The organism is Streptomyces sp. NPDC056600 (assembly GCF_042792855.1).
Taxonomy (GTDB): Bacteria; Actinomycetota; Actinomycetes; order Streptomycetales; family Streptomycetaceae; genus Streptomyces.
The window spans coordinates 1-13,096 of record NZ_JBHTVQ010000106.1 but is presented as its reverse complement, the minus strand read 5'-3'; the positions used below and the strand labels follow the sequence as shown (position 1 = coordinate 13,096).

Genomic DNA, 13,096 nt, shown 5'->3' with positions numbered 1-13,096 from the left:
GACCGGGACCGGTCCGCCCCGCCCGGCCCTCCGTCCCCGGACACCGCAGATCGGACACCGCAGATCCGTACCGAGGAGCGACGATGTCGACCCCCATCCTGACCCCTGGCAAGGCGGCGCCCGCCCGCCGCGACGAGCCGCGCGAGGCGGGCCCCGTTCCGGCCGGCGGCGCCTTCGCCAAGAGCCTGCGGCGCAACCTGACCGCCCACGGCTTCCTCATCGGCGCGGTCCTGTGCTTCGCCGTGTTCTCCTGGTACCCGATGGTCAGGGAGTTCCTGCTGGCCTTCCAGAAGACCGAGGGCGGACGGACGACCTGGGTCGGCCTGGACAACCTTGTCACCGTCGTCAACGACCCGGCGTTCTGGCAGGCGTGGCGCAACACCCTGCTGTTCACCGTGCTGGCGCTGCTCCTCGGCTTCGTCGTGCCGTTCGTGGTGGCGATCGTCATCAACGAGTTCCACCACGGGCAGGGCTACCTCCGGCTGCTGGTCTACCTGCCGGTGATGCTGCCGCCGGTCGCCTCCGTGCTGCTCTTCCAGTACCTCTACGACCCCGGGTACGGCCTGCTCAACGAACTGATGCGGCTGCTGCGCCTGCCCGAACAGCAGTGGCTCCAGGACCCGGACCTGGCGATGTTCTCCATCGTCGTCGCGTCCACCTGGATGAACATGGGCGGCGCCACCCTGATCTACCTGGCCGCCCTCCAGGGCATACCCGGCGAGCTGTACGAGGCCGCCGAACTCGACGGAGCCGGCCTGTTCCGCAAGATCTGGCACGTCACCGTCCCGCAGACCCGCCTGATCCTCTCGCTGATGCTGCTCATGCAGATCATCGCCACCATGCAGGTCTTCGTGGAGCCCTTCCTGCTCACCGGCGGCGCCGGCCCCGAGGGATCGACCACCACGGTCGTCTACCTGATCTACCAGTACGCCTTCAACTTCAACGACTACGGCGCCGCGGCGGCGCTCGGACTGCTCCTGCTCGTACTGCTCGCCGGCTTCTCGGCGGCGTACGCCAGGCTCAGCCGCGCCGAGGACGCGTAGGCCAGGGGGAGACAACCATGTCCACGCGTACGCTCATCTCACCGGCCCAGCTCGCCCGGCCCCGCGGCAAGGCCCTCTACCGGATCGCCCTGGCCCTGGTGCTCGGCGGCTTCACCCTCGCCTTCCTGGGCCCGCTGTACTGGCTGGTCTCGAGCGGCTTCAAGGACGCCCAGGAAGTCATCCAGACCCCGCCGACCCTGGTGCCGCACTCCTTCACCCCGGAGAACCACAGCCGCGCCTGGGAGGTCATGGACCTCGCCACACTGCTCGGCAACACCCTCTACTACGCCTTCGGCGCACTCGCCTTCCAGCTCGTCCTCGACGTCGCCGCCGCATACTCGCTCTCCAAGCTGCGGCCCCTCTTCGGCAAGGCGATCCTCGGCATGATGCTCGCCACCCTCATGATCCCGGCGACGGTGCTCCTGGTGCCGCAGTACCTGACCGTCCTGGACGTCCCGGTCGTCGAGCGGAACCTGCTCAACACCCCCTGGGCGATATGGCTCCCCTCGGTGACCAACGCCTTCAACATCTTCCTGCTCAAGCGGTTCTTCGACTCCATCCCCAAGGAACTGCTGGACGCCGCCTCCATCGACGGCGCGAGCCCGATGCGCGTCCTGTGGTCGATCGTGCTGCCCGTCTCGCGGCCGGTCCTGGGCGTGGTCTCGATCTTCGCGATCATCGGCGTCTGGAAGGACTTCCTCTGGCCGATGCTCACGCTGCCCGACCCGGCGAAGCAGACCCTCAACGTCGGCATCTACTCGCTCTCCACCGGAGTGCCGGTCAACGTGCTGATCGCCGCGCTGACCATCGCGGCCGTGCCCACGCTGCTGATCTTCCTGGTCTTCCAGCGCAACATCATGGGCGGCCTCACCGCGGGCGGCCTCAAGGGCTGACCGCCCGCCGCCCCGCCCCACCTGCCCTCACGCTTCGCCGCCGGTCCGGTCCCACGCCCGCTGTCCGGGCCGGCGGCGAAGATCCACCCTGCCCGAAAGGACCGACACGTGGCAGCCCCCCTCCCGAACCGCAACGCCGACTGGTGGCGCGACGCCGTCATCTACCAGGTGTACCCGCGCAGCTTCGCCGACGGAGACGGCGACGGCACCGGTGACCTCGCGGGAGTCCGCGGCCGGCTGTCCTACCTCGCGGAACTGGGCGTCGACGCCGTCTGGTTCACTCCCTGGTACCTCTCACCCCTGGTCGACGGCGGCTACGACGTGGCCGACTACCGCACCATCGACCCGGCCTTCGGCACCCTCGGCGAGGCCGAGAAGCTGATCGCCGAGGCCCGCGAACTCGGCATCCGCACCATCGTCGACATCGTCCCCAACCACGTCTCCGACCAGCACGCCTGGTTCAGGGCGGCCCTCGCCGCCGGACCGGGCAGCCCGGAGCGGGAGCTCTTCCACTTCCGCCCCGGACGCGGGGAGAGGGGCGAACTGCCGCCCAACGACTGGCCGTCGCAGTTCTCCGGCACCACTTGGACCCGGGTGCCGGACGGGGAGTGGTACCTCCACCTGTTCACCCCCGAGCAGCCCGACCTCAACTGGGACCACCCCGCCGTCCGCAAGGAGCACGAGGACATCCTGCGCTTCTGGTTCGAGCGCGGCGTCGCCGGCGTGCGGATCGACTCCGCGGCACTGCTCGTCAAGGACCCCGAACTCCCGGACTACGTCGAAGGCGTGGACCCGGCGCCCTTCATCGACCAGGACGCCCTCCACGACGTCTACCGCGCCTGGCGGGCGATCGCCGACGAGTACGGCGGGGTGTTCGTCGGAGAGGTCTGGCTGCCCGACGCCGAACGCTTCGCCCGCTACCTGCGCCCGGACGAACTGCACACCGCGTTCAACTTCAACTTCCTCACCTGCCCCTGGGAGGCGGACAGACTGCGCCGCTCCGTCGACGACACCCTCGCCGAGCACGCGCCGGTCGGGGCCCCCGCAACCTGGGTGCTGTGCAACCACGACGTCACCCGCACCGTCACCCGCTACGGGCGCGCCGACACCGGGTTCGACTTCGCCGCCAAACGCTTCGGCACCCCCACCGACCTCGGCCTCGGCACCCGCCGCGCCCGCGCCGCCGCCCTGCTGAGCCTCGCCCTGCCCGGATCGGTCTACCTCTACCAGGGCGAGGAACTGGGCCTGCCGGAGGCCGACATCCCCCTCGACCGCATCCAGGACCCGATGCACTCCCGCTCCGGCGGCGTCGACCCCGGCCGGGACGGCTGCCGGGTCCCGCTTCCCTGGCAGGCCGACGCCCCGTCGTACGGATTCGGCGCCGAGGCCGAGCCCTGGCTGCCGCAGCCCGCCGACTGGGCGCGTTTCGCCGTCGACCGGCAGCGGGCCGACCCGGACTCCATGCTCCGCCTGTACCGCGAGGCGCTCCGTCTGCGGCGTACCGAACCCGGCTTCGGGGACGGCCCGTTCACCTGGCTCGACTCCCAGGACGACGTCCTCGCCTTCCGCAGGGCCGAGGGACTGGTCTGCGTCGTCAACCTGTCCGGCGACCCGGTCGCCCTGCCGTCCCACGAGCGGATCCTGCTGGCCAGCGGTCCCCTCGCCGACGGCGGAGCACTGCCGGCCGACACCGCGGTGTGGCTGCGCACCTGAACCGGGCGGCCGAACCGGGTGACGACCGCGCTTGCGTGCGCTTGCGTCGATCCGACAACGCAGGGCCCGGACACGGGCCAGTTCAGGGTCGGCGGACGACCGGAAGGGAGGCACGGAACGAAGCCGGGACCGCAACAGTTTGCGGTTCTTGCGCTAGGCTTGCGTACATGACGCGACGACTGGCCCAGGTGGCGAAGAAGGTGGGGGTCAGCGAGGCCACGGTCAGCCGTGTCCTCAATGGCAAGCCCGGGGTCTCCGAGGCGACCCGGCAGTCCGTGCTCACGGCGCTGGACGTCCTCGGCTACGAACGCCCCACGCAGTTGCGCGGGGAGCGGGCCCGGCTCGTCGGCCTGGTCCTGCCGGAACTGCAGAACCCCATCTTCCCGGCGCTGGCCGAGGTCATCGGCGGCGCACTCGCCCAGCAGGGGCTCACCCCCGTGCTGTGCACGCAGACCAAGGGCGGCGTCTCCGAGGCCGACTACGTGGACCTGCTGCTCCAGCAGCAGGTCTCCGGAGTCATCTTCGCCGGCGGGCTGTTCGCCCAGGCCGACGCGCCGCACGAGCACTACCGCCTGCTGGCCGAGCGCAAGGTGCCGGTCGTCCTCATCAACGCCTCGATCGAGGGCCTCGACTTCCCGTGCGTGGCCTGCGACGACGCGGTCGCCATCGAGCAGGCGTGGCGCCACCTGGCCTCTCTCGGCCACGAGCGGATCGGCCTGGTGATCGGGCCGGCCGACCACATGCCCTCGCGCCGCAAGCTGGAGGCCGCCCACGTGGCGGCCGCCGCCATGGGCACGGCGCTGCCCGAGGAGTTCGTCCAGCGGTCCATCTTCTCCCTGGAGGGCGGCCAGGCGGCGGCCACCCGGCTGCTGGCGGAGGGCGTCACGGGCATCGTGTGCGCCAGCGACCCCCTCGCGCTGGGCGCCGTCAGGGCGGCCCGCCGGCGCGGGCTCTCGGTGCCCAAGGACGTGTCGGTCGTCGGCTTCGACGACTCCGCCTTCATGACGTGCACCGAACCGCCCCTGACCACGGTGCGCCAGCCCATCGAGGCCATGGGTCGCGCGGCGGTCGACCTGCTGTGCGCCCAGATCCAGGGCTCCCACCCCGGACCCGGTGAACTTCTCTTCGAGTCCGAGCTGGTCGTCCGCGGCTCGACCGCCCCGCCCCCGGGGCGCTGACCGGCACCCCATCTCACCGACGGCGCCGCCGCCGGGTCCCCTTCCGAGGGTCCGGCGGCGGCGCCGTCGGCGTGTGCGGACGGCAGGAATCGCGCGGACCCGTTGACAAAGTTCTCACCGGAGAGAAACCTTTCACTTCGGTGACGCAAAGAAGTCACGTAATTGCTCAAGAAGTTGGCTTGAGATCGCACTTCCTCGTCGAATCCTGCCGGGCTCCCGGTTCCCGCTCCCGTCCGCCGCCCCCTGAACGAGGGTCCGGTGCGGGCGACGCGCCGTGCCCGCATCACGGAAAGGCAGCCATGAGAGCCACTCGACCACGCAGGCGATGGGGGGCGGGACTGCTCACAGCGGCCCTGGTCACCGTCGGACTGCTGCCCGCGCCCGCACAGGCCGCGGCCGAACAGCCCAACCTCGCCCTCGGCAGAACCGCGACGGCCGGGGGATCCCACTCCGGCTACCCGGCGGGCAACGTCACGGACGGCAGCCAGCAGACGTACTGGGAAGGCCCTGCGGGCGCGTTACCGCAGTGGGTGCAGGTCGACCTCGGCGCCCAGGTGACCCTGGACCGCGCGGTGCTCAAGCTGCCGACCGGGTGGGAGAGGCGCACCCAGTCCCTCACCGTCCTCGGCAGCTCGGACGGCACCTCCTTCAGCACCCTGGCCGGAGCGCAGGCCCGCGTGTTCGACCCGGCCTCGGCGAACACCCTGGACGTCGACCTGCCGTCCACGTCGGCGCGCTGGGTCCGGGTGCAGGTCGCCTCCAACTCCGGCTGGAATGCCGCCCAGTTGTCCGAGCTCGAGGTCTACGGCGAGAGCGGCGGACCAGGCCCCGTCGACCCGCCGGTGCAGGGTACGAACCTGGCACGGAACAAGCCGATCGAAGCGACGTCCAGCACCCAGAACTACGTGGCGGCCAACGCCAACGACGACAGCACCACCACCTACTGGGAGTCGGCCGGGACGCCGGCCGACCTGACCGTCCGGCTCGGCGCGGACGCGGACCTCGAGGCCGTGGTCGTCAAGCTGAACCCCGACCCGGTCTGGGGCCCGCGCAAGCAGACCTTCGAGGTGCTGGGCCGCGCCGAGGGCGCGTCCTCCTTCAGCACGCTCAAGGCCCGTGCCGAGTACGCCTTCAGCCCGTCGTCGGGCCAGAACTCCGTCGTGGTGCCCGTCAGCGGCCGCGTCGCGGACGTGCGGCTGCGGTTCCACTCCAACACCGGCGCTCCCGGCGGCCAGGTCGCCGAACTGCAGGTGGTGGGCCGGGCCGCACCCAACCCCGACCTGGTCCTGACCGACCTGACCTGGACGCCGGCCGCCCCCACCGAGCGGGACGACGTGAAGGTGAACGCCACCGTGCGCAACGCCGGCACCGCGACCGCCCCGGCGACGACGGTGAACGTCAGCGTCGAGGGAACCGTCGCGGGATCCGCGCCGGTCGCCTCGCTCCCGGCCGGGAGCAGCGCCACCGTCTCCGCCCCCGTCGGCCGGCGCCCGGCGGGCTCCTACGGCGTCTCGGCGGTCGTCGACCCGACCGGGGCCGTCGTGGAGCTGGACGACAGCAACAACAGCCGTACGGCGAGCAGCAGACTGAACGTCGACCGGAGCCCGGGCCCGGACCTCAGGGTCACCCGGATCACCACCAACCCGGCGTCCCCGGCGGTCGGCTCGTCCGTCTCCTTCACCGTCACGGTCGACAACCGCGGCACCACCTCCGTCCCGGCGGGCACCGTCACCCGTCTCACCGTCGGCGACACCACCCTCCAGGGCGCAACCGGTGCGGTCGCCGCGGGCGGCACGGCCGAGGTCGCCCTCACCGGGACCTGGAAGGCGGTCGGTGGCGGCGCCACCCTGACGGCCACCGCCGACGCCACCGGCGCGGTCGAGGAGACCGACGAGAACAACAACGTCTTCGCCCGGTCCCTGGTCGTGGGACGCGGAGCCGCCCTCCCGTACACCGAGTACGAGGCCGAGGCCGGGAGTTACGACGGGACCCTGCTGACCGCCGACAAGAAGCGCACCTTCGGGCACACCAACTTCGCCACCGAGTCCTCCGGCCGCAGGTCGGTGCGGCTCGACGACACCGGCGACCACGTCGAGTTCGCCTCCACCGCAGCCGCCAACTCCGTCGTGGTGCGCAACTCGATCCCCGACGCCGCATCCGGAGGCGGCCGGGAGGCCACCATCAGCCTGTACGCCGACGGGAAGTTCGTCCGCAAGCTGACGCTCTCCTCCAAGCACAGCTGGCTCTACGGCACCACCGACGACCCCGAGGGACTGACCAACACCCCCGGCGGAGACGCGCGCCGTCTCTTCGACGAGTCCCACGCGCTGCTGACCGAGACCTACCCGGCGGGCACGAAGTTCCGCCTGCAGCGGGACGCGGGCGACGCGGCGGCCTACTACGTCATCGACCTGATCGACCTGGAACAGGTCGCCGGACCGGCCGCCAAGCCCGCCGCGTGCACCTCGATCACCGAGTACGGCGCCGTGCCCAACGACGGCATCGACGACGCGGACGCCATCCAGCGGGCCGTCACCGCCGACCAGAAGGGCGAGATCGACTGCGTCTGGATCCCGGCCGGCCAGTGGCGCCAGGAGAAGAAGATCCTCACCGACGACCCGCAGAACCGCGGGCAGTACAACCAGGTCGGGATCCGGGACGTCAGCGTACGCGGCGCCGGCATGTGGCACTCGCAGCTGTACGCGCTGACCCCGCCGCACCAGGCCGGCGGCATCAACCACCCGCACGAGGGCAACTTCGGCTTCGACATCGACGACAACACGAAGATCTCCGACATCGCGATCTTCGGCTCCGGCACCATCCGGGGCGGCGACGGAGGCGCCGAGGGCGGCGTCGCGCTCAACGGCCGCTTCGGCAAGAACACCAAGATCAGCAACGTCTGGATCGAGCACGCCAACGTGGCCGCCTGGGTCGGCCGCGACTACTCCAACATCCCCGAGCTCTGGAACCCCGGCGACGGCGTGGAGTTCACCGGGATGCGGATCCGCGACACCTACGCCGACGGCGTCAACTTCTCCAACGGCACCCGCAACTCCACCGTCTACGACTCGTCGCTGCGCAACACCGGTGACGACGCCCTGGCGGTGTGGGCCAACAAGTACGTCAAGGACACCTCGGTCGACGTCGGACACGACAACCACTTTCGCAACAACACCGTGCAACTGCCCTGGCGGGCCAACGGCATCGCGGTCTACGGCGGTCACGGCAACACCGTCGAGAACAACCTGGTCTCCGACACCATGAACTACCCGGGGATCATGCTGGCCACCGACCACGACCCGCTGCCGTTCGGCGGCCAGACCCTGATCGCGAACAACGGCCTGTACCGCACGGGCGGCGCGTTCTGGAACGAGGACCAGGAGTTCGGCGCGATCACCCTCTTCGCGCAGGGGCCGGACATCCCCGGGGTCACCATCAGGGACACCGACATCCACGACTCGACCTACGACGGCATCCAGTTCAAGACGGGCGGCGGCGCGATGCCGGACGTCAAGGTCACCGGCGTCCGCATCGACGGATCGGTCAACGGTTGCGGCGTCCTCGCCATGGGCGGGGCGAGGGGCAGCGCCACGCTGAGCGGCGGGAGCATCACCAACTCGGCGGAGGGGGACGTCTGCGTGGAGCCCGGCTCGCAGTTCGTCGTCAACCGCAACTGACGCCACCGGTTCCGGTGAGGCGGCCGGCTTCCCCGGGCCGCCTCACCGGCATGCCCGCGCGGCCCCCGGGGCCAGGTCGAGAACGTTGTGACCGAGCTGTGGACGAGTCGACCGTCCTCTGCAATTCTCTGAGCGTTCGTACGCAAACTCCGAATGAAACAGCGGCAGTTATAGGCATCGTCCACCCGATTCCCCCTGAGCCGCGTCGCGTGTCCCCCCGGCACGTGACCGAGGAGCGAGGACCATGAACACCCGCATCCACAGATCCCGGTGCCTGAGCGCCGTGGTCGCAGCGTGCCTGCTGGCACTGGGCGGTCCCCTGACCACCGCCCGCGCCGCGGGCGGACCGAACATCGCGCTCGGCGACACCGCCTCGGCGAGCAGCGCGCACACCGAGTACGGCGCCCGGAACGTCACCGACGGCGACCAGGGCACCTACTGGCAGAGCGCCGGCTCCGGCCTTCCCCAGTGGGTACAGGCCGACCTCGGGGCCGCCACCCGCGTCGACGAGGTGGTGCTCAAGCTGCCGGCCGGATGGGAGAGCCGCAGCCAGACGCTCTCCGTCCAGGGCAGCGCCGACGGCACCAGCTTCAGCACCCTGAAGAGCTCCGCCACCTACGCCTTCACCCCCGGCGCGGGGAACACCGTCACGGTGTCGTTCCCGGCGACGCAGACACGCTTCGTCCGCGTCGACATCACCGCCAACACCGGCTGGCAGGCCGCCCAGCTGTCCGAGCTGGAGGTGCACTCGGCGACCGACTCGTCCGGAAACCTCGTCGCCGGCCGCCCCCTCACGGCCAGCAGCCACACCGAGGTGTACACGGCCACCAACGCGGGCGACGGCAACCGCGCCACCTACTGGGAGAGTGCCAACAACAAGCTCCCGCAATGGATCCAGGCCGACCTCGGCGCCTCCCGCGCCGTCAACCGCGTCGTCCTCAAACTGCCCGCAGGCTGGGAGAGCCGCAGCCAGACCCTGAAGATCCAGGGCAGCGCCGACGGAACCGGCTTCACCGACCTGTCGGCCTCGCAGTCCTACGCGTTCACCGCGGCCAACGACAACACGGCGACCGTCGCCCTCGACTCCGCCACCACCCGGTACGTACGGGTCCTGGTGAGCGCGAACACCGTCCAGCCCGCCGCCCAGATCTCCGAGTTCGAGGTCTACGGTCCGGCCGGCGGCGACACCCAGGCCCCGGCCGCCCCGTCGGCCCTCGCCCTCACCGAGCCGGCCACCGGCCAGATCCGCCTCACCTGGAAGGCCGCCACCGACAACGTGGGCGTCACCGCCTACGACGTCTACGCCAACGGCGAGCTGCTGACCAGCGTCTCCGGAGACGTCACCACCTACACCGACAGCCGGCCCGCGAACCAGACGGTGTCCTACCGCGTGCGGGCCCGCGACGCGGCCGGCAACCAGTCTCCCGACAGCAACACCGTCACCCGCACCGGCGACGCCGGTGACACCCAGGCCCCCACGGCCCCCTCCGCCCTGGCCTTCACCGAGCCCGCGAGCGGCCAGATCAAGCTGACCTGGACCGCGTCGAGCGACAACGTCGGCGTGAGCGGCTACGAGATCTACGCCAACAACGCCCTGCGCGGCACGGTGGCCGGCAACGTCACCACCTACACCGACACCCAGCCCGCCTCCGCCACCGTCACCTACCGGGTGCGCGCCAAGGACGCCGCCGGCAACCGGTCCGCCGACAGCGACGCGGTCACCCGCAACGGCTCCGGCGGCACCGGATCCAATCTCGCCGTCGGCAAGCCCATCGACGCCTCCTCCACGGTGCACACCTACGTGGCGGCGAACGCCAACGACAACAGCACCAGCACCTACTGGGAGGGCGCGGGCGGCAGCTACCCGCAGACGCTGACCGTGAAGCTGGGAGCCAACGCGGACGTCGACCGCCTGGTGCTCAAGCTGAACCCGGACAACGCCTGGTCGGCCCGCTCGCAGACCGTCGAGGTCCTCGGCCGCGCCCAGGACGCCACCGGCTTCACCACCCTCGTCGCGGCGAAGAGCTACTCCTTCGACCCGGCGAGCGGCAACACCGTCACCGTCCCGGTCACCGCCCGCGTCGCGGACGTCCGGCTGCGCTTCACCGCGAACACCGGCTCCGCCGCCGGCCAGCTCGCCGAGTTCCAGGTCGTCGGCGTCCCGGCGCCCAACCCGGACCTCGTCGTCACCGACCTGACCCCCTCACCGGCCGCACCCGTCGAGTCGGACGAGATCACCGTCTCCGCCACCGTCCGCAACGACGGACCGGCCGCCGCCGCGGCCAGCACGCTCGCCCTGCGCCTCGGCGGCTCCGAGGTCGCCACCGCGAAGGTCGGGGCGCTCGCCGCGGGCGCGGAGGCCAAGGTCACCGCCTCGCTGGGCACCCGGCCGGCCGGCTCCTACGAGCTGAGCGCTCTCGCCGACAAGGGCGACGCGGTCGTCGAGCAGAACGAGACCAACAACACCTTCACCCGCCCCGCCGCCCTGGTCGTCAAGCCGGTCGCCGGCTCCGATCTGGTCGTCGGCCAGGTGACCACCACGCCCTCCAGCCCCAGCGCCGGGGACGCCGTCACCTTCAAGGTGCCGGTCAAGAACCAGGGCAGTGAGGCGAGCGCCTCGGGCAACCACGACGTCACCCTCACCGTCCTCGACGGCAGCGGCGCCACCGTCAGGACGCTCACCGGGACGCACTCGGGATCCATCGCCGCAGGCGCCACCGCCGAGGTGACGCTCGGGCCGTGGACAGCGGCCAACGGCTCGTACACCGTGCGGACCGCCGTCGCCGCCGACGGCAACGAACCCGCCGTCAAGAGGGAGAACAACACCTCGACGCAGCCCCTGTTCGTCGGCCGCGGCGCCAACATGCCCTACACCATGTACGAGGCGGAGGACGGCGCCGTCGGAGGCGGCGCGAAGACGGTCGGACCCAACCGCACCGTCGGCGACATCGCCGGCGAGGCCTCGGGCCGCAAGGCGGTCGATCTCGACGCGACCGGCGAGTACGTCGAGTTCACCGCACGCGCCGCGACCAACACCCTGGTCACCCGCTTCTCCATCCCGGACGCCCCGGGCGGCGGGGGCATCGACTCCACCCTCAACGTCTACGTCGACGGAGTCTTCAAGAAGGCGCTCCCGCTGACCTCGAAGTACGCCTGGCTGTACGGGGCGGAGACCGCACCCGGCAACAACCCGGGCTCCGGCGCCCCGCGGCACATCTACGACGAGGCGCACCTGCAGCTCGGCGAGACCGTCCCGGCGGGCAGCAGGATCCGCCTGCAGAAGGACGCCGCCAACACCGCCGCCCATTACGCCATCGACTTCGTGAACCTGGAGAAGACGGCGCCGGTGGCCAACCCGGACCCGGCCGCCTACGCCGTACCGGCCGGCTTCACCCACCAGGACGTGCAGAACGCCCTCGACCAGGTCCGGATGGACACCACGGGCAAGCTGACCGGCGTCTACCTGCCGCCCGGCGACTACCAGACCTCGAGCAAGTTCCAGGTCTACGGCAAGGCCGTCAAGGTCGTCGGCGCCGGACCCTGGTACACGACGTTCCACGCGCCCGGAACCCAGGAGAACACCGACATCGGCTTCCGCGCCGACGCCACCGCCAAGGGCTCCCTCTTCAAGGGCTTCGCCTACTTCGGCAACTACACCTCACGCATCGACGGCCCCGGCAAGGTCTTCGACTTCGCCAACGTCTCCGACATCACCATCGACGACGTGTGGAACGAGCACATGGTCTGCCTCTACTGGGGCGCCAACACGGACCGGATCACCATCAAGAACTCCCGGATCCGCAACATGTTCGCCGACGGCATCAACATGACCAACGGCTCCACGGACAACCTGGTCGCCAACAACGACGCCCGGGCCACCGGCGACGACAGCTTCGCGCTGTTCTCCGCGATCGACGCGGGCGGCGCCGACATGAAGAACAACGTCTACGAGAACCTCACCACCACCCTGACCTGGCGCGCCGCGGGCGTCGCGGTGTACGGCGGCTACAACAACACCTTCCGCAACATCCACATCGCCGACACCCTCGTCTACTCAGGGATCACCATCTCCTCCCTGGACTTCGGCTACCCGATGAACGGCTTCGGGACCGAGCCGACGAAGTTCGAGAACATCTCGATCGTGAGGGCCGGCGGCCACTTCTGGGGCAACCAGACCTTCCCCGGGATCTGGGTCTTCTCCGCCTCGAAGGTCTTCCAGGGCATCAGGGTCACCGACGTCGACATCGTCGACCCCACCTACAGCGGCGTGATGTTCCAGACCAACTACTCGGGCGGGCAGCCGCAGTTCCCGATCAAGGACACGGTCCTCACCGACATCTCGATCAGCGGCGCCCGTAAGAGCGGCGACGCCTGGGACGCCAAGTCCGGGTTCGGGGTCTGGGCCAACGAGAAACCCGAGGAGGGCCAGGGCCCCGCGGTCGGCGAGGTCACCTTCAACTGCCTGCGTCTGAGCGGCAACGCGCAGGACATCCGGAACACCACCTCCACCTTCAAGATCAACAACAACCCCTGCTGACCCGGGTCCCCTTGCCCGGGTGACACCGGCCGGCGCCCGCCGCATCCCCGCGGCG

General features: G+C 70.7%; 6 protein-coding genes. All 6 read left to right on the top strand.

Annotated elements, in window-relative coordinates:
* Window positions 1-83 precede the first annotated feature (83 nt).
* The 6 genes from ACFRAV_RS30410 (at window position 84) to ACFRAV_RS30385 (ending at window position 13,041) form a co-directional block, all read left to right on the top strand.
* Window positions 84-1,043, top strand: a complete 960-nt coding sequence (locus ACFRAV_RS30410; protein ID WP_382560543.1) for a carbohydrate ABC transporter permease — start codon at window positions 84-86, stop codon at window positions 1,041-1,043.
* Between the two features lie 17 nt (window positions 1,044-1,060).
* Complete coding sequence (locus tag ACFRAV_RS30405; RefSeq protein ID WP_382560540.1) at window positions 1,061-1,936, top strand: carbohydrate ABC transporter permease; 876 nt, start codon at window positions 1,061-1,063, stop codon at window positions 1,934-1,936.
* 108 nt (window positions 1,937-2,044) lie between these two features.
* Entirely contained in the window at window positions 2,045-3,649 is a 1,605-nt protein-coding gene (locus tag ACFRAV_RS30400) for a glycoside hydrolase family 13 protein (RefSeq protein ID WP_382560538.1), read from the top strand.
* Window positions 3,650-3,816: 167 nt separating this feature from the next.
* The gene (locus ACFRAV_RS30395; RefSeq protein ID WP_382560535.1) at window positions 3,817-4,827 is read left to right on the top strand and encodes a LacI family DNA-binding transcriptional regulator; all 1,011 of its coding nucleotides are present in this window, start codon (window positions 3,817-3,819) and stop codon (window positions 4,825-4,827) included.
* Window positions 4,828-5,126: 299 nt separating this feature from the next.
* Complete coding sequence (locus tag ACFRAV_RS30390; protein ID WP_382560533.1) at window positions 5,127-8,504, top strand: CARDB domain-containing protein; 3,378 nt, start codon at window positions 5,127-5,129, stop codon at window positions 8,502-8,504.
* Window positions 8,505-8,748: 244 nt separating this feature from the next.
* Window positions 8,749-13,041 (top strand): discoidin domain-containing protein, encoded by a 4,293-nt coding sequence (locus tag ACFRAV_RS30385; RefSeq protein ID WP_382560530.1) that lies wholly within the window; start codon window positions 8,749-8,751, stop codon window positions 13,039-13,041.
* The last annotated feature ends 55 nt before the right edge of the window (window positions 13,042-13,096 follow it).